Raw genomic sequence first — 17,612 nt, 5'->3', positions numbered from 1 at the left:
ATAAGAATAGAAGTTATTAGGAGATATATGAACGTATTTAAAAAGAGTCAGTTAACGGTGTGTGTGTTATCCGCATTACCTATAATGGTGCTCGCAAAAAATACCGACAATTTACAGCAGTTGGATTCAGACAGTATGGGTATTTCAGTAGATGCTCATGAACAAACAGACAGCTCTCGTATCTATTTAGAGGAAGGGGCTATTTGGGCAAGTCGTGATATCACTAAATTTGATCCAGTATTGGATTTAAGTGTTAACGATGAAGTTGAAATTTCGGATGGCAGTTTAGTTAATTCAGTGAATTTTTCAGTTAACACAAACTACAGTTATTACATAAAAACGTGGCAGCTAGAAGTATATCGAGGCGCTGATCGCCATTTGTCAGAGCCTCTGGTGATAAAAAAAGGCGACACGTTAGCCAATAGCACCGATATTGAATGGGATGGTTCTACGGATGTGGATTATCAATTTAAGCTTGGCGAGCAATTATTGTTTAGACTTAAAGTGTGGGATAAAGACGGAAATATGGATGTTACCACTATTGGTGTGGTTGATTTAGTTCGTCCAGATAAAGATTTGTCGATAGATAAGAATGCAAATGATGAAGAAAATGGTCGTCATTTTGGGAAGTCGACCCTAATGCGTCATAACATTCCAACCTCATCAGGATTGGCTAAATTTATTGGTACAGGACTAGATGGTGTTGGTAAAGTTATTATTGGTGAAGATGAGTTTGATGTTACAGAAGGAAAACTTTACGCCGAAATATTCTTACCAACTGACGCTTATCGATTTCCTACGACGGTCGTATTTGACTCTGGTGAAGAGCGTCGTTTTTCATTGTACGCACGAATTCCTGACACCTACTATGCGCAAGCAGGTCTAGCTGATTTTTATGTCGGTGCAAATCGTGTTGGTGGTAGTGCTGGAGCACTAGAGGTTAATGACCAGTATGCTAAAGATATCTATAACCAAGGGCGTCTCGCCTATTTCGGGCAAGGTAAATTTGGAGATAAACTGCGCGTTGTTGCCCATGTCGATACTAAAGAAAGTGCTGTAAAAGACATGTTTAAAAATCCATTTGCAGCCAATGACAGTTCAACTGTTTTTGATATTGTCGATGGAGATGATGAGATGATGTATGGCAACTATGGCGATGGTGCGAATATCCAAAAAGTTGTCAATACCAAAGGTAAGGTCTATTTAGATATCCAGTATGATAAGTCTCAATATTTATGGGGTAATTTCAATACAGGGATAACAGGAACAGATAACGGCGATTATAACCGTAGTCTCTATGGTTTTAGAGGGGATTATCGAACAAGAGAAACCACTATATATGGTGAAGATCGTTTAAACATTGTCGGTTTTGCATCACAAGCCGATTCTTTGTATTCACATGACGAATTTTTAGGTACTGGCGGTTCACTGTATTTTCTACAGCATGGTGAAGTACTTCCTGGTAGTGATAAAGTCATGATAAAAGTCATGAATAAAGACAGTGGTATTGTTGAGAAAGAGCTTCCATTACAACCTGGTCGAGATTATGAAATTGATGAGTATCAAGGCCGAATTATTTTAACTCGTCCTTTATCTGATATTGTTTCAGACAGTTTTGGTTCGGTAATTGATGACTCTCCACGTGGTGGTTATGAGAATTACCTTTCTGTTGATTATGAGTATGTTCCTCGCGGAAAAGATGCTCAAGATGCGATGGCTTACGGTGGCCGAGTTAAAGGTTGGGCGAACGATTATATTGGTATTGGTGCTACTTATATTACGGAAGAGAAAGACAGCCAAGATTACGAGTTGTATTCAACAGACCTAACGCTTCGAGCAACAGAAGGCACCTATTTAAAAACGGAATTTGGTCATACGACAGGAACACAGGCAGATAGTAACTTTGTCTCTTTTGATGGCGGTTTGACTTTCACACCAATTTCATCAGGTAGTATGGATGATCGTGAAGGTAATAATATACAAGTTCTTGGTGTAGCAAGTTTATATGACTTAGCACCTGATTTATTTGGGGCAGTAGGTAATGACGTTAAAGCGTGGTACAAATCCAAAGATGCTGGTTACTCTTATGCAAGCCAAAGCGATGATTTAGAGCAAGAGTCTTACGGTACTGAAGTTCGCTTACAAGTGAGCGACCGTGTTCAAATATCTACACGTTTTACTTCGATGGAAGAGAAAGAGCTAGATGGCACCTTAGAAACAGATACAGAACAAGTTGAAGCTGAAGCGCAATTCTTGGTTACCGAACATATAAAATTGTCAGTTGCGGGTAAACATATTAAAGAACTGAATCAGCAAAAAGAATCAGGGACAGGATCACTTGCTGGAGCCAAAGCAGAGTATTTATGGGATAGCGAAAACAGCGTTTACATTAAGGGGCAAACTACTGTCGATGCGACGGATTCTTATGATGATAATGACAGCATCACTCTTGGTGCAGAAACCCGTGTTTTAGACGATTTAACGCTAGGTGGCGCGTATACCACGGGCAGTCGAGGTGATGCTGCAGAAGCAACGGTAAATTATGATGTAACTCAAGATTACTCGACTTATGTCACCTATGTTGATGATAATTATCAAGACCAGAATAACGTTATTTTAGGTCAGAGAGCAGCATTAACACAAACCGTCGATTTCTATCAAGAAAACCAATTTGTTAATGAGAATAATGGCAAAGGCCGCATTGATTCGTTTGGCTTTGATAATGAATTTACCGATGATATTGATATCGGTATTGCTTATCAACAAGGCGAAATTGAATACAATAATGATCCAAACAATAGCATTACTGGTATTGTCTATCGTAAGGCAGTGAGCTTTAATGTTAGTTTCGATCTCGATGATGTCTTATTGAAGAATAAGATCGAATACCGCGTAGATGAAACTGAAGAAACCAATGAAAAAATAGAGCAGTGGGTAACAACCAACAGTTACACTCATCACTTAACGGAAGAATACACTGTATTTGGTAAGTTTAATTATTCTCGCTCTGAGAATGAAACAAACAATGAAATGTTAGCGCGATTTATTGAATCAAGCATCGGCTTAGCCTACCGTCCTATTTATAACGATAAACTTAACCTGTTAGCTCGCTATACCTACTTAGTTGATTTTGATAATTTAAATCGAGACGTAGAATATTCTGATGAAGAAAGTCATATCATCGAGACAGAAGCAATTTATTCGTGGGATGCGCACTGGGACTTTGGTGCAAAATATGCATATAAAGATAAATATGAACGCTTTGATAGAGCTTCAGGTGCTACCGTTGATGTAAACAGCCAAATTTATCTAACGGGTATTAGTGCCTCTTATCGTATTATGAAAAATTGGGATATCACAGGTCAATATCATTGGAAGGTTGATACACAATATGACGAAATGGAAGACGGCGCATTAATTTCATTTAATAAACACCTGACAGATAACTTTAAAATGGGTATTGGTTATAACTTCTCTCGTTTTGATGACAATTTAACGAATGATGATGATTACGATGCAAGAGGGGTCTTTATTAACCTCATCGGGAAAATTTAAAGGAAGAGAAGATGAATAGAAAAAAACAATTGCTGGTTGGGTTAACTCTTCTTTCTTTCTTTGGGTGCAGTACAGACACCTATGTTAGCCAAGAGAATATTGATAAATACGATGAACGAGTTCAAAAGTTTTTAATCGCAGAGTGTTTAGTCCCTCAACGTGAAATTCAAATTGCTGTGGCAGAGCATTTTGAGTTCGATAAATCAGAATTAATGGAAGCGGATCATACTTCATTAAACCAATTTATTAATGAAATTAAAAAATTAAAAGGTCGTGTTGCGATTGTTGGTCACACTGATTATCAAGGTTCAGTAAAATACAATGAGCAGTTATCACTTAAACGAGCTGAGTCCATAAAAGCTTACCTCCTGCAAAATCTTAATGCTGAAAACTATGAGTGGGAAATAAAATACTACGGTGAGAAAAAACCAATTGCAGAGGGGAAAACATTAGAAGCAAACGCGATTAACCGTCGTGCTTTTTTAGTGTTTGAGCAAACCGTTGAAAAAGAGACAAACCCTGCTTGTTTACCACCAGAGCCAAAGCGTAAAGTCTACGTCACTATGGCATCCCATTTTGATTTTGATAAATCAATATTAAAAGAGAAAGATAAGGTAGAGTTAGACAAATTAGCTTTAAAATTAGAAGGATTAACAGGGCGAATTTTAATCGCGGGGCATACAGATTATCAAGGTTCTGTAAGTTATAACGAGAAACTAGCCAAAGAACGCTCTATTGCGGTACAAGAATACTTAAAAACCAGAGTAGATCCAACGCAGTTTGTATGGGAAGTAAAATCATTTGGTGAAAATGATCCGATAGTTGAAGAGCATTCTTTGAAAGCCAATGCTGAAAACCGTCGTGCATTTGTTGTTTTTAAGGAAGGTCCATTACCTGAAGAAAAGATTGAATCTTTAACTGAAACTGAAAAGAATGAGTCAATCAATAATAATGAATAGATCATTAGGGGCTGATATGCGTAAAGGGATGTTTAGTAACTGAATAATATAAAAGAATAGAGAAGGAAGGGCATTCATTTATACAATGGACGCCCTTATTAAGTTACGCGGTCACGGTTACTTCGTAAGACCCGAATTTACGAATATTAATTACACCCGTATCAAACAGTAAATATTGACCTTTAATGCCATTTAATACACCAGTAACTTCAGGGTTTTTATCAAAATTATGGCTGACAATTTTGGTTGGAAATTCATTAATAGGGAATGCGATATCAAGAATATTTTCATCTAATAGTTCAACAGAATCTTCACCGTGTTCAGCTTGAATTTTCGCAATCGCTTCTTCTACTTGAGGAAGGAGTTCTAATGCCGCTTCTTTTAGCGCTAATGGCTCATTATTGCCTTTTAATAAGGTACGCCAATTGGTCTTATCTGCGATTAATTTTGCTAATTCAATTTCAACTAATCCTGAAATTAAACGGTTCTTAACTTTAGCGATAGGTAACCCTTGTGTTGCACCTTGGTCAATCCAGCGCGTTGGGATTTGAGTGTGGCGAGTAATACCTACCTTTAAACTTGAAGTGTTTGATAGATAAACATAATGATCAACAAAACAGTTAGCTTCTCCCCACTGAGGTTCGCGACAAGTCCCTTCTGCAAAATGACACGTTTCTGGTTTCATGATGCACATATCACAGCTTGCCAGTTTTTTCATGCAGACAAAACAATGTCCTTGAGAGTAACTTTTCTTTGTTTTTTTACCGCAAGAGCAACAGAAAATATTGCCCGTATGCGTTAATGTCAGCGTTTGACCAATGAGAGCGTTGAGTTCGACTTCTTCCTCTCCTACCGGTAGACGGTATTGTACTGCGCCATCAAGTAGGGATGCGCGCATTTTTGCTATTGTTCCAGTGATTTGAATGCTCATAGACTTCTCTATTACTTATTATAAATATGTTTATTATCGAATGTTTTTATTATTAAAGATATTGTCTATCTTATCGTTTATAGAAGCATTGTAGCAAAGTGATGGGTGAGTGTAAGTGACCAAATGAAGAATTATGTGCAAGGTTAAAGGAGTCTTATGCTATACTCCGCCTCATTAGACCAGAATGACTGGTTATCCATCAATAATACTCGAAATTGGAGTGCAGCTTTTGCAATTTAAAGATTTAGGTTTAGATAATCGCCTATTAAAAAATCTCGCTCACCAGAACATCAAAAAACCAACTGAAATTCAGCGTAAAGCAGTTCCTATTGCGATGGCAGGAAAAGACATTCTTGCATCATCAAAAACTGGGTCAGGTAAAACACTCGCGTTTGTATTACCAATGCTTCATAAATCACTAAAATCAAAGTCGTTTTCTAAAAATGATCCACGAGCTGTGATTTTAGCGCCAACACGTGAACTCGCAAAACAAGTATATACGCACCTACGTGCAATGTTGGGCGGGTTAACGTACGATGCTGCATTGATCACTGGTGGTGAAAACTTTAATGATCAAGTCAATGCACTTCGTAAATTCCCTAAATTTATCGTAGCAACTCCTGGTCGTTTAGCGGATCACATAGAGCATCAATCTTTATTCTTAAATGGATTAGAAATGCTTATTCTTGATGAAGCTGACCGTATGCTTGACTTAGGTTTTGCAGATCATCTTCAAAAAATTCATCAAGCAGCAAACCATCGTCGTCGTCAAACTTTAATGTTCTCTGCAACGTTAGATCATGATGCGGTAACTCAGTTTGCAGGTAACATGCTGGATAACCCTAAGTTTGTTTCTGTTGGTTTATCTACCGATGAGCATACAGATATTACGCAAAGCTTTTACTTGTGTGATCACTTAGATCATAAGCAAGCGTTGTTAGATAAAATCATTGAAACGGAAAAATACTTCCAAATCATGATCTTTACAGCAACACGTGTTGATACCGATCGTTTAACTAATTTACTGAACGAACGTAACCTTAAAGCCGTTGCATTAAGTGGTGACATGAATCAAACCGCTCGTAATAACATCATGAGCCAGTTTGAGCGTCGCGCACATAAAATACTAGTGACAACAGATGTTGCTTCGCGTGGTTTAGATTTAACTAGCGTAACTCACGTTATCAATTTCGATATGCCAAAACATATGGAAGAATACGTTCACCGTGTTGGTCGTACAGGGCGTGCTGGTAAGAAAGGTACAGCGATTTCTCTTGTTGGGCCAAAAGACTGGGAAAGCTTTAAGCGTATAGAGAATTTCTTACAAAAAGAATTAACGTTCTCTGTATTTGAAGATCTAAAAGGCAAATTCAAAGGGCTTGTACCGAAGAAGAAACGTACGTTTGTGAAGAAAGCAGATGCTAAGAAAAATACAGCAAAACGCGGAACTCATAAGCCAAAAACAGCGAAGAAACGTGATAATTCATTCCACACTAACGTAGCAGTGGGTGATCAAGTGTTTATGCCAAAGAAAAAGCCAAAAAAATTAGTAGTAGATGACGAATAAACCGTTGTTTATACATTAAGAATATAAAAAGCCAAGTGAACCTTCATTCACTTGGCTTTTTTATTAATTACTGAGTAACTTGTATACTCTAGTGATTATAAATACTCACATAAGTATGCGGTTTCAACTTCAACTTTAACGTCAAATGAAGAGTTGCCTTCAACTGAGAAATCTTCTCCAGAACTAAACACTACCCAATCAGCATCCGTAGAGCGCTTTATAGTAAGAGCCCCTGTGATTACAGACATTTTCTCTGCTGCATTTGTTCCAAAAGTATAGTTACCCGGTAACATAACACCAACAGAAATTGAATTGTTCTTTTGAACAAAGCCAATTGATTTAACTTTGTCTTCAAAATAGCTATTTACAGTTAACATGGTTCTTCCTTGTTGTGATTCTGACTGTATTAATTTTCACAATAAATTATTCGCTATTTTATTTCAACTATTCTTTTACATAACCTAATGATTTTATTTTAGAAATTGATTGCTTTGAGTTTATGTAATCAATGAATTTTTGTGAATCAGAAGGAAGGTCTTCATTTTTATATACAAACAAGAAAGGGCGAGAGAGAGGGTATTTTTTATCAGAGATGGATTCTGTGCTTGGTGAAATACCATTAATTTTAACAACTTGCAATTGTGCTAGATCACCAATCGATCCCGCAGAAACATAACCAATCGCGTGTGGGTTACGTGCCACAATACTCTTAACCATACTTGTACCGTTTACAACAATCGCTTTTTTGCTGATATCAGAAACCGTAAATGAGTTAATTTCTTTGGTTAGTTTAAGGTGTTTCTCAAATGAAAAGCGAGAGCCTGACGCTATTTCTCTTGTTATAACAGCAATCTCTTTGTCTTCACCACCAACTTGTTTCCAGTTAGTAATATCTCCATGATAGATCTTCCATATATTATCAGCAGAAAGGTTATTAATTGGATTATCTGGGTGGGTGATAATAGCAATTGCATCATAGGCGATAAGATTTGAAGAAAGAGACAGTTTTTCTTTAGGCGTAAGTTGACGAGAGCTAATCGCTAAACTGACAATATTATTTTCCAACATAGTTATGCCAGCACTAGAGCCAATGCTTTGTAAATCAATGGACGGTTTGGTTGCTTGATTATACTCTTCAATAAAAGGTTCTAATAAAGTAGAAACAGAGGTCGAACCTGCAATAACCATATTGTTATCGGCGGCAAAAAGGGTTGAGCTAAAAAGTAATCCCGTGATAAAAGTGGTGTAACTGAGTGCTTTAAACATGACCTAAATCCATAATAAAAAAAAGCATCATAAAGTCAAAATGTTACACCAATGTGACACTTAAGGTTGTATAGATTCTCTAAACTCTTTCGGAGTCCTCCCATGAACAGACTTAAAGCAGGTGCTAAAATGAGCAGCTGTTTTAAATCCTGTTTCATAGGCAATTTCAGTGATGGTTTTACGTGTTATGCGCAATTGAGTTGCGGCATAGTTAATGCGTTTCACTTTAACTAAATGTGCAAAAGAAAGTTTATCCGATTGCAATTTTCGTTTGAGTGTTGATGCGGACATTCCTAATTTCGGTGCGACAGCATCAATGGTTAAATCGGCAGAAATATTATCTTCTACATATTGAATCAATTGCTGTGAGGTGGTTAGGATAGAAATACGATGTATAAAAGCAATTAAGTCCGGATATTCATGCACCATTTCACTTAATAAAGCCAGCACCATAAATTCAAGTGAATCAGCGGTAGCGCCTTCTGCTAATTGGCTTTTTATCAGGTCTAATATTTTATTTACTGATGTATTTTCAGGCGTAAAAATGAAAGACTCTCTGTCTGACGCCGTATGTGCGGTGTTATTGGTATAAGTAATGAATTTTTGAAAAAGACTGACATCAATGACTAATGATTCGGCTTTAAAATTACCATTTTCATTAATCATTTTTACTTTTGATATGTCACCAGAGCTGTAAAGTAAAAAATCACCAGCATTAAGGGGAATAGGTTTACCTGATTTATCACAGTAATGAAATTGGCCTGATTTAACAATAAATACGCCATTTCGTTCCACTGGATAGCGATCAGATTTTCTTCGGGTTTGGGTGTTAAATTGGTGTAATTCAATTGGTGACATGATGAATTTCCTCTAAATACTCGAGATTTAGTGTAAACTTACTTATTGAAAAATCAAGAGTATAAGTTCACAGTCTCAGAATTTGAACTTATAACTAAGACTAGTATCAACTAACACAACGGTGCTTTATGGGTAGTCCACGTTTACGTACACAATTTGAGAAACTATATACGCATTATAATAATAATGATTCAGGCGTTCAAATTGATGATATTGCCGATTTGTTATGTTGTACTCGTCGAAATACACGTATGGTTCTTAAAAAAATGTCTGATGAAAAATGGATCATTTGGAACCCAGCAGTAGGAAGAGGAAAAAGCTCTATTTTAGAGTTCATTTCTACGCCTGATACGGTGTATTTATCGTTAGCTAGACAGAACATTGAAGAAGGAAAGCTAGATATAGCCCTTGAATTGCTTGATGGTAACCAAGATGCGTTATTAGATCTGATTAATAATGCGCTAGGCGTTTCTCATGAAAAAGGGAAGCAAGTCGTTAAGCTGCCTTATTATCGTCAATTACACATACTTAAGCCATCTCTTGCCATTCGCCGTTCAGAGCAGCACCTTGTTCAGCAAATCTTTAATGGACTAACGCAATGGAATAAAGCAGGAGATATTGAGGGAGATATCGCTCACCATTGGGAAATGCTTTCTCCTACTCATTGGAGATTTTATATTAGGCCAAGTATTAGCTTTCATGACGGAAAGTTATTAGCGTTCGAGGATATTAAAGAGACGTTTTTAGCGCTTAAGTCGAACTTTGTGTTTGCTCATATTCACAGTGTAAGCAGCCCAAGCCTTAATATTATTGATTTTGCTTTATCTAAAAGCGATCATCATTTTGCATCAAAACTTGCACAGTTTAACGCGAAAATCATTCCAACTACGGCTCATACACAACAGGATTACAGCCGATATCCTATTGGCACTGGACCTTATAAGATAAGTGAGAATACGGATAAAAAATTAATTCTAACCGCTAATGAGCATTATTTTGGTTATAGACCATTGATTGATTCGGTTGAGGTTTGGACTTTACCTGAAGTCGCACCAATACAACTAAAACTCGGGTTAGAAGTAAGTGAAGGGCCAGAGTCTTATTCTTCTTATGGTGAAAAAGTCGATGTAGATAAAGGGTGTAGTTATCTATTGTTCAATCGTAAAACAGGGGTTGCAAAAGATAAAAATTGGCAAGCGTATCTGTCACAAGTCATTACTCCATTAATGCTGCTTAATGAACTTCAAAATTCACAAATGAATGGGATTGGTTTATTTAATGCCTATGGTTTATTACCTGGATTACAGCACTGTCTTAATCGGCCAAAGGTCCCATTTACTTTACCGACGAAAGGGAGCGTCGTTCATCTTGGTTACGAAAAAGAGCACCCGTTATACCCATTGTTAGGTAAAGCAATAGAGCAACGTTTAGCACTTGATGGCATTGTTTTAAAAATGCATCCGTTTGATACATTAGATTTATTGTGTGAAGAAAAAACGCAATCTATTGATATGTGGCTTAGAGGTATGAGTCTTGGAACCCAATGCCCAGAAGCTTTGCTATCGTGGTTATTTGCGTTTAATGAAATAGAAAGAGCGACGCCGAAAGAGGATTTTATTCAAATAACAATGCTCATTGATAATTGGCAATCTTCATCAGAAAGCCACTTTCCTGTGAACGAAATTTGTCGTTATCTAGTCAATAGCGATCAAATTTTACCTCTTTTCCATGGTTGGATGGGAATAAGTGAAAATGCAAATAACAGTATTCAAAATGCATCATGCAATGGATTAGGTTGGTTTGATTTTGAAACCGTATGGATAAAACCAGAAATAAATTAATTGTTTATTACCGCCATTGAAAACTGACCAATGGCGTTAAATAAAGCTAATGTAGTTTACATTTTTCGATGATTAAATTCACGAATCGCTTGCGCTAACTTTGCTTTAACCTCAATGGTTATCGGGCAAACTTTGTCATCAGGTAATACAGTTAAAAGAGCACTGACTAATTCGTTAATTGGCTCAGGAGAGCATTTTTGCCAATTTTGAAGTAAGTTACGATTAATATGAGAAGGCAGAGACCCTAGCGTACCAACATCATTTTGGTTATGTACTAATAATCCAGCGGTTGTTCCCTTATCTAAAGTAAGCACTTGATAAAAATATAAAGTATGGTAGTCCAATTGTTGCTGACGTTGTTCTACTGAGGGGGCTACCTGACTAATCAAGTGGGATTTTAGAATATGAACATAGGTGTCCATAACATTGCGTGCAAAGTAACGAGTGAATATCTCACCACTTTCTTCGGTAGGATTAAATCCTTCTAAATAAAAGTGACTGACACCGCGATGTGTTTTTAATGCTGGAATATCAAAATAGTGATTTCCTGCTTTAGTGCCTTGTGAATAATACGCTTTAGCGGCAACTTTTAGGGTTTGATCGAAATATTCTTTATCGTCTTTATTAAAATGAGAAGGGTTTAGATCTGCCATAATTCGCCAGTAGCTGGAACCGTCTTTTAATATTGTCCAGCTAAAGTGCATATGAACTGAAGGCAGTAATGGGTTGGCAGGGTGGATAATTGTAGAAAGCGCTGTCGCACTGTCGTAATGCTTTGTCGTATCGTCTTCATAATGAATTTGAGAGACATTAATTGAAGCTCGGTTGAAAATTCCTCCTTCAATCGCTTCAAAGCGTTTTCCTCCGCCATGTAAACCTTGATCGCGTAACCACTCGACAGAAATAAACTCAGAAGGTTGAGTTGAGAGCTCGCTTGCTTTTATCAATTCATCTTTAAAGTAAGATTGCAGCTCATTAAGAAGGAGTAGAGCTTCTTTAGCTTGGGGGTGTTGAGCATAAGTTCGCATGGACGCTCCTTTATATACAGCAAATTAACAAATAAGAACAATCAATCAATTACTTATTTGGTTGGATTGTAACTCCAGTGTAAAGTAAAATCTTTGTTGATCGCAACCATGGATAATTGAAAGGTATGGCAAAGCCAAATAAAAAAGGTCCAACAAAAACAGTTCAAATCTATTGTGATAAGTGCAGAACAATCCTTTTTAAATATAGAAAAGGCGGTAAAGGCGCATTAATTAAGTGCTTTATTGAGCGTATTGTTGAAAACTATACTAATGAGACTTGTATTTGTCCTAATTGTAAAGGTGTCTTCGCTCGAGAAACTTTAATCAAGGGGACTCCTGCATATAAGATGATTGGCGGAAAAGTAATGGTGAAGTAAGATAAACGGTTCGTATTCCGATTGATTTATAATATACTGATTAAATTGATCTTTATTTTTACATTAACCACAGGATTCACCGTTGATAAATAAACGCTTTCTCCTTTCTTTATTACTGTTAATTAGCTCTTCTTTACATGCCGAGAGTTTAGCTACGAAAATTGACAGCTTTAAAAAAGCGTTTAAAAAACAGCAGGCTGTTGAGATTTATGACATTCGCCTGATACAAAAAGAATATCCTACAGTATTATTGTCCCCTGATACACTCTTGCCGCAAACGGCGTCTTACCCATTTAAGCAGTTACAACAGCTTTATAAAAATGCCCGTACTTGTACTGGACCTTGGGCGGTAAGTCCACTTGTTGGTGAGCCTTTGGTGTTGATCCGCGCTATATGTAAAGGCATCACATTACCTAATAGTTGGTTTGCGCGTTCAGGAATGATTCATCCTGGAGGTGGCTCATATGCTTATCGTTATGTTGAGCAGTACCCTAAGAAATTAGGTGAGCTAGAACAATATATGCATATTAAAGAGCGTCCATTAGCGCAAGAAGGAACCTTATTGCATCATCTTCAAAAAATGGATGATAAGGCAATAAGAGCGATTATCAGTGGCTCTGATACGATCATTGCCGATAAGTTACTTTGGATAAGAAAAGGAAGCCGTTATTACCTTTATCCGATGGAGCTAAAATTAAAGTACTTAGACAAATTTGACTTAGATATGTCAGTGTTTGAACAGGGAGATAACTGTTACGTAAAAAATGGGAATGTCTGTTGGAAAGATAAGAGTAATTCTCAAACACTTTCATATATTGTGCTATTTCTTGTTTTTGCTAACTTATCACTCGCAATAGGTTGGGGGATATCTCAATGGAACGGTAAGCGTCGAGAGATGAAAAGCCGTATGTTGGTTTTACAGATACTTACGCATGAATTACGTACACCAATTGCCAGTTTGGGATTGACAGTTGAAGGATTTAGAAGGCAATTTGAATCACTGCCCGAGTCACTTTATGATGAATTTAGACGATTATGCGAAGATTCTCGACGATTAAGACAACTGGCAGAAGCAAGTAAAGATTATTTACAGTCTGATGACAAAGGCCTTTCAACAGAGTGGATCCCTTCTGTTGAAGAGTGGTTAAGTTATCGCTGTATGGAGTATAGTAAGCCTGTAGAATTTAAGATAAATAAGGACTCAGCGATAAAAGTAAATATTTACTGGCTGGGGAATTGTATTGACAACTTAATTAGTAATGCTCATAAATATGGGATTGAACCTGTGCTTTTGACCGTTACTGTAGCAAATAAACATTTAAAAATTGAAGTCATTGATGGCGGACAATTAACAAAAGCAAATTGGAAAGAATTAAAAACCCCTTTTGTTAGTAAGGCAGGGCTAGGCTTAGGTCTAACCATTGTTGAGTCAATGATTAAAAGAATGGGTGGAACCATGACACTTCAAGGACCCCCAACGACATTTATATTGGAGATACCGTGTGAAACAGACAATCCTACTTGTTGAAGATGATAAAAACTTAGCAGATGGTCTTGTAGTTAGCCTAGAAGAAGCAGGGTATCGATGCTTGCATTCTGAAAATGCAACGAATGTATCAAGTTTATGGGCAGAAGCTGATATTGTGATCCTTGATCGTCAGTTACCAGAGGGCGACTCATTGACCTGGTTACCTCAATGGAAACAAATAAAAGATGTTCCAGTTATTTTGCTTACGGCATTAGTATCTGTTCGCGATAAAGTAACAGGGCTTGATTCAGGTGCTAATGATTATTTAACCAAGCCTTTTGCTGAAGCTGAATTATTGGCTCGTTTGCGTGCGCATTTACGCTCTCCAGAATCTGACGAGGTAAAAACACAATTAAATGTAGGCAACTTATCGATCGATACTTCAACAAGAGACGTTGTTAACTCTGGTGAGAATGTCACTTTAACTCGAACTGAGTTTGACCTTTTGCTTTTCCTCGCATCAAATTTAGGAAAAGTATTTACTCGTGATGAATTACTGGATCAAGTATGGGGTTACAACCATTTCCCAACAACGCGTACTGTTGATACGCATATTTTACAGCTTCGCCAAAAAATCGTAGGGATAGATATTGAAACCTTACGTGGTGTTGGCTATAAAATGAAAGCGTAATCCTGATGATGATTAAGCGAAAAATTGCCACGGTCATTGGTTTTTTTTGTTTAGTATTTATGGGGACTAATGTCGCAGCAAAAGATTGGTTTAATGAGCAATCTGCGCTATATAGTGCCCATAAACAATTTTTAGAGGGTGATTCTTTAAAGGGATTTGAAACCGCGATTGAAGTGTTACAGAGTTCGACTGACAACAATGTGAACCATAATATTGATAAATTGATTGGTGCAGCCAGTACAAAAAATTGTGGTCGAGATTTATCAACTATTGTTATCCCTAATTGGTTAAATTCGTTGAGTGTTCAACGAATGATTATTCAAAGTCCGGGTCGATTACATCATCGATTATTAGTTCAGTTTGATAGTAAAAAGACAATATCATCACTGTCCTTCATTAAATGGCCGGATGAAGAGCAATTAACTAACCCGTCGATAAGCATTACTCCGACTCAAGATGAGATAGTAAAGCAATATGTTTATGCTAGTGAGTCTCTCAATAATCGAGTTAAAAATGGGTTATATAAACTAATTATAACTGCGGACGATAAAGAGAGTACTAAATGGGAATCGTGGATTATATTGAATACACCGAAAACAGAAATGACGGTATCGTGGTTAGGAAAAGATAAGTGGAAAACTACGCAAACTGGATTATTAAAGTCTAATTGCCCATTACCAGAAATGGCGATTGGGATTTATGACCATCAAGATAGTGAATACATAAAATTGTGGGAGAAGTTCTATGATGAACAATTCCCACAAAGTCTTCCTAAAACCAATGTGTTACCAGGAAGTTATATTTTAAGTGTGTCGTTTAATCATAAACGTTTCCAAGGCCCAATATCGATTCAAGAAATACAAGCCATAACCAAAGTCATCAATTTTGATGTCACAGAAACTGTAGAGAGTAACTGATGTTAGATTTACCAACGTTAACTCATGAAGAGCAACAACAAGCGGTAGAAAAGATCCAAGAATTAATGCGTCAAGGCGTTAGCAGTGGTGAAGCCATTAAAATCATTTCTGATCAGATCCGAGCTGAAATAGCAGAGAAAGCGAAGAAATAATAAAAAGCCGAGATCATATGATCTCGGCTTTTCACTACGTTAACTATTCAAATTTTACTTATCTCCCACCTTATTCATCATTAAAATAAATGAAAGCGTAAATTTACCTAAAGTTAGCTTTTCTTAAGCCGATACCGTACTTAAGTATTTCTATTAGGTTATAAAAAATGAAACAGTGGATGAAAATTGGCTTACTTTCTTGCGCAGCAGCAACCTCAACTCAGCTACAGGCAACCAATTACAGTGTTGATGGTCGTACTGATGCAATGGGTGGTGCAGGTACAGCGTCTGCGGATTATCTTACTGGTGTTTTTTATAACCCTGCTTTAATCGCTATCTACAGCCGTAAAGATGATGCCGGCCTATTATTACCAAGTTTTGGTTTTCAGGTGATGGATCGTGGTGGCATTATTGATGATGTTGATCAAATAAAAAAAGGGCTTGATAAGCTCCCAAGTGATCCGGTCAATGCTGAAAGAGAAATTGAATCAGGTTTACGCAATTTAAATGGTGATGCGCTCAGTTTTAATCTTGGTGCCGCCGCGGCAGTTGCAATACCAAATCGTTACCTCTCTACTGCTTTTTATGCAAAAATGTCAATGGAAGGCGTGACATTGCCTAATGTTAATACCACTGACTTATCTGATCCTATCGCTGTAGCAAATAATACTACAATGAGTACGGTTAGTTTAGGCTTGATGGAAGCTGGGGTGGCTTTTGCAGGCTACACGAATTTCTTAGGTCAAAATATGACGATAGGCATAACACCTAAAATTCAAAGTTATCTTACTTATACTCATGTAGCCGCAATTAATAATTTTGATTTTAAAGATTTTGATAAAAACAAAACAACAGATAATGCCTTTAATGTTGATGTTGGTGCCGTTTGGTTTTATGGGCCTTGGCGTTTTGCTGCTGCAGGTAAAAATTTAATAAAAAATGAAATTGAAACGAAAAAAATACAAGATCCTATTGATTCTAATAAATATCACCAATATAACTATGAGCTAACACCAACATACACAGCTGGTGTGGCATTTATGACCAACTACTTTATCTTAACCGCTGATATGGATTTGAATGAGCAGGAGCGTTTTGTTGGTTTGGATGATAATGTTCAAATGTTCAGAGCGGGTGCTGAATTCGATTTATTATATCAAATTCAATTACGTGGTGGTTACAAGAAAGACCTAGCTGGAACTTACGACGATGCCTTTACCGCGGGTATTGGTTTTTCACCATTAAATATGTTCCATTTTGATTTAGCTGCCATCTACTCTATTGATTCAACTTATGGTGTATCACTAAATATGGCTTACGAATACTAATCCAATTTGTCTTTTTAGTAGAAAAATAGGTAACCACTTGTAATAATAGGATTACCTTACTTAATAAGAAATTAACTATGACTAAAAAAGCGAAAATTGGCATTGTTACGGTAAGCGACCGTGCAAGTGTTGGTATTTATGAAGACATTTCTGGCCCTGCAATCATTGCTACATTGAATGATTACCTTACCTCTGAATGGGAACCGGAGTACGTAGTTATCCCTGATGAGCAAGATGTGATTGAAAAAACACTGATTGAACTTACAGACGAGAAAGGTTGCTGCTTAGTTGTTACAACGGGTGGTACTGGCCCTGCTAAGCGTGATGTTACACCTGAGGCCACTGAAGCTGTGTGTGATCGCATGATGCCTGGTTTTGGTGAGTTAATGCGTGCAGAGTCATTAAAATTTGTTCCTACTGCTATCTTGTCACGTCAAACAGCAGGTCTGCGTAAAGATTCTTTAATTGTAAATTTACCAGGTAAACCAAAATCCATTCGTGAATGTTTAGATGCGGTATTCCCAGCAATTCCGTATTGCATTGATTTAATGGAAGGGCCATTTCTTGAATGTAACGAAGACGTTATTAAGCCTTTTAGACCAAAAGCAAAATAATACGTAAACAATGAGCCAACTGTAAACTTCCCAGTTGGCTTTTTAACAGCTTTTCTCTTT

General features: G+C 37.1%; 16 protein-coding genes. 11 read left to right on the top strand and 5 right to left on the bottom strand.

Annotated elements, in window-relative coordinates; all coding sequences use genetic code 11:
• The first annotated feature begins 27 nt into the window (after positions 1–27).
• Complete coding sequence (locus tag PVK70_RS06910; protein ID WP_130048109.1) at positions 28–3,555, top strand: hypothetical protein; 3,528 nt, start codon at positions 28–30, stop codon at positions 3,553–3,555.
• Between the two features lie 11 nt (positions 3,556–3,566).
• Complete coding sequence (locus PVK70_RS06905; protein ID WP_130048108.1) at positions 3,567–4,514, top strand: OmpA family protein; 948 nt, start codon at positions 3,567–3,569, stop codon at positions 4,512–4,514.
• Between the two features lie 103 nt (positions 4,515–4,617).
• Here PVK70_RS06905 and PVK70_RS06900 read toward each other — a convergent pair whose 3' ends face one another.
• On the bottom strand, positions 4,618–5,445 hold the full coding sequence (locus PVK70_RS06900; RefSeq protein WP_130048107.1) for a DUF2797 domain-containing protein: 828 nt from the start codon (positions 5,443–5,445) through the stop codon (positions 4,618–4,620).
• 184 nt (positions 5,446–5,629) lie between these two features.
• On the opposite strand from PVK70_RS06900, the gene PVK70_RS06895 reads away from it, so the two are divergent.
• Entirely contained in the window at positions 5,630–7,012 is a 1,383-nt protein-coding gene (locus PVK70_RS06895) for a DEAD/DEAH box helicase (protein ID WP_130045872.1), read from the top strand.
• Positions 7,013–7,107: 95 nt separating this feature from the next.
• Here PVK70_RS06895 and ppnP read toward each other — a convergent pair whose 3' ends face one another.
• The 3 genes from ppnP to PVK70_RS06880 all read right to left on the bottom strand — a co-directional run bounded on the left by ppnP (position 7,108) and on the right by PVK70_RS06880 (position 9,136).
• Complete coding sequence (ppnP, locus tag PVK70_RS06890; RefSeq protein WP_130048106.1) at positions 7,108–7,389, bottom strand: pyrimidine/purine nucleoside phosphorylase; 282 nt, start codon at positions 7,387–7,389, stop codon at positions 7,108–7,110.
• Between the two features lie 67 nt (positions 7,390–7,456).
• Entirely contained in the window at positions 7,457–8,278 is an 822-nt protein-coding gene (locus PVK70_RS06885; RefSeq protein WP_130048105.1) for a phosphate ABC transporter substrate-binding protein, read from the bottom strand.
• 60 nt (positions 8,279–8,338) lie between these two features.
• Complete coding sequence (locus PVK70_RS06880) at positions 8,339–9,136, bottom strand: helix-turn-helix domain-containing protein (RefSeq protein ID WP_165367159.1); 798 nt, start codon at positions 9,134–9,136, stop codon at positions 8,339–8,341.
• Between the two features lie 128 nt (positions 9,137–9,264).
• Here PVK70_RS06880 and PVK70_RS06875 point away from each other — a divergent pair, with 128 nt between their 5' ends.
• Positions 9,265–10,977, top strand: coding sequence for an SgrR family transcriptional regulator (locus PVK70_RS06875; RefSeq protein ID WP_130048103.1), 1,713 nt, complete (start codon positions 9,265–9,267; stop codon positions 10,975–10,977).
• Between the two features lie 56 nt (positions 10,978–11,033).
• Here the strand turns inward: PVK70_RS06875 and PVK70_RS06870 are convergent, their stop codons facing one another.
• On the bottom strand, positions 11,034–12,005 hold the full coding sequence (locus PVK70_RS06870; RefSeq protein ID WP_130048102.1) for a coproporphyrinogen III oxidase: 972 nt from the start codon (positions 12,003–12,005) through the stop codon (positions 11,034–11,036).
• Between the two features lie 125 nt (positions 12,006–12,130).
• On the opposite strand from PVK70_RS06870, the gene PVK70_RS06865 reads away from it, so the two are divergent.
• From PVK70_RS06865 to mog, 7 genes are all read left to right on the top strand, one after another.
• The gene (locus tag PVK70_RS06865; protein ID WP_130048101.1) at positions 12,131–12,382 is read left to right on the top strand and encodes a hypothetical protein; all 252 of its coding nucleotides are present in this window, start codon (positions 12,131–12,133) and stop codon (positions 12,380–12,382) included.
• An 82-nt stretch (positions 12,383–12,464) separates the two neighbouring features.
• Positions 12,465–13,910: a sensor histidine kinase VxrA gene (gene vxrA, locus PVK70_RS06860; RefSeq protein ID WP_130048100.1), complete on the top strand. Its 1,446-nt coding sequence runs from the start codon at positions 12,465–12,467 to the stop codon at positions 13,908–13,910.
• Positions 13,885–14,541 carry a response regulator transcription factor gene (locus tag PVK70_RS06855; RefSeq protein WP_130048099.1) on the top strand — a complete coding sequence of 219 codons (657 nt, stop codon included), beginning with the start codon at positions 13,885–13,887 and terminating at the stop codon, positions 14,539–14,541. The genes vxrA and PVK70_RS06855 overlap by 26 nt, the downstream gene beginning before the upstream one ends.
• A gap of 5 nt (positions 14,542–14,546) precedes the next feature.
• Positions 14,547–15,458 (top strand): DUF2861 family protein, encoded by a 912-nt coding sequence (locus tag PVK70_RS06850; protein ID WP_242509745.1) that lies wholly within the window; start codon positions 14,547–14,549, stop codon positions 15,456–15,458.
• Positions 15,455–15,610, top strand: a complete 156-nt coding sequence (locus tag PVK70_RS06845; protein WP_207215680.1) for a YoaH family protein — start codon at positions 15,455–15,457, stop codon at positions 15,608–15,610. The genes PVK70_RS06850 and PVK70_RS06845 overlap by 4 nt, the downstream gene beginning before the upstream one ends.
• A 167-nt stretch (positions 15,611–15,777) precedes the next feature.
• Complete coding sequence (locus PVK70_RS06840; RefSeq protein WP_130049105.1) at positions 15,778–16,938, top strand: conjugal transfer protein TraF; 1,161 nt, start codon at positions 15,778–15,780, stop codon at positions 16,936–16,938.
• Between the two features lie 77 nt (positions 16,939–17,015).
• Positions 17,016–17,552, top strand: coding sequence for a molybdopterin adenylyltransferase (gene mog, locus PVK70_RS06835; RefSeq protein WP_130046092.1), 537 nt, complete (start codon positions 17,016–17,018; stop codon positions 17,550–17,552).
• Positions 17,553–17,612 lie beyond the last annotated feature (60 nt).

The organism is Aliivibrio sp. A6 (genome assembly GCF_028765505.1).
GTDB classification, from domain to species: domain Bacteria; phylum Pseudomonadota; class Gammaproteobacteria; order Enterobacterales; family Vibrionaceae; genus Aliivibrio; species Aliivibrio finisterrensis_A.
Note: the sequence above shows the minus strand (reverse complement) of the source record. Positions and strands in the feature narration are given on the sequence as shown.

What these genes read in the sequence shown, in the direction of transcription:
- ppnP (WP_130048106.1), bottom strand. Translation starts at nt 7,389, where the DNA reads ATGTTAACTGTAAATAGCTATTTTGAAGACAAAGTTAAATCAATTGGC.
- PVK70_RS06895 (WP_130045872.1), top strand. Translation starts at nt 5,630, where the DNA reads ATGACTGGTTATCCATCAATAATACTCGAAATTGGAGTGCAGCTTTTG.
- PVK70_RS06885 (WP_130048105.1), bottom strand. Translation starts at nt 8,278, where the DNA reads ATGTTTAAAGCACTCAGTTACACCACTTTTATCACGGGATTACTTTTT.
- mog (WP_130046092.1), top strand. Translation starts at nt 17,016, where the DNA reads ATGACTAAAAAAGCGAAAATTGGCATTGTTACGGTAAGCGACCGTGCA.
- PVK70_RS06910 (WP_130048109.1), top strand. Translation starts at nt 28, where the DNA reads ATGAACGTATTTAAAAAGAGTCAGTTAACGGTGTGTGTGTTATCCGCA.
- PVK70_RS06870 (WP_130048102.1), bottom strand. Translation starts at nt 12,005, where the DNA reads ATGCGAACTTATGCTCAACACCCCCAAGCTAAAGAAGCTCTACTCCTT.
- PVK70_RS06875 (WP_130048103.1), top strand. Translation starts at nt 9,265, where the DNA reads ATGGGTAGTCCACGTTTACGTACACAATTTGAGAAACTATATACGCAT.
- PVK70_RS06840 (WP_130049105.1), top strand. Translation starts at nt 15,778, where the DNA reads ATGAAACAGTGGATGAAAATTGGCTTACTTTCTTGCGCAGCAGCAACC.
- PVK70_RS06900 (WP_130048107.1), bottom strand. Translation starts at nt 5,445, where the DNA reads ATGAGCATTCAAATCACTGGAACAATAGCAAAAATGCGCGCATCCCTA.
- PVK70_RS06905 (WP_130048108.1), top strand. Translation starts at nt 3,567, where the DNA reads ATGAATAGAAAAAAACAATTGCTGGTTGGGTTAACTCTTCTTTCTTTC.
- PVK70_RS06880 (WP_165367159.1), bottom strand. Translation starts at nt 9,136, where the DNA reads ATGTCACCAATTGAATTACACCAATTTAACACCCAAACCCGAAGAAAA.
- PVK70_RS06865 (WP_130048101.1), top strand. Translation starts at nt 12,131, where the DNA reads ATGGCAAAGCCAAATAAAAAAGGTCCAACAAAAACAGTTCAAATCTAT.
- PVK70_RS06850 (WP_242509745.1), top strand. Translation starts at nt 14,547, where the DNA reads ATGATGATTAAGCGAAAAATTGCCACGGTCATTGGTTTTTTTTGTTTA.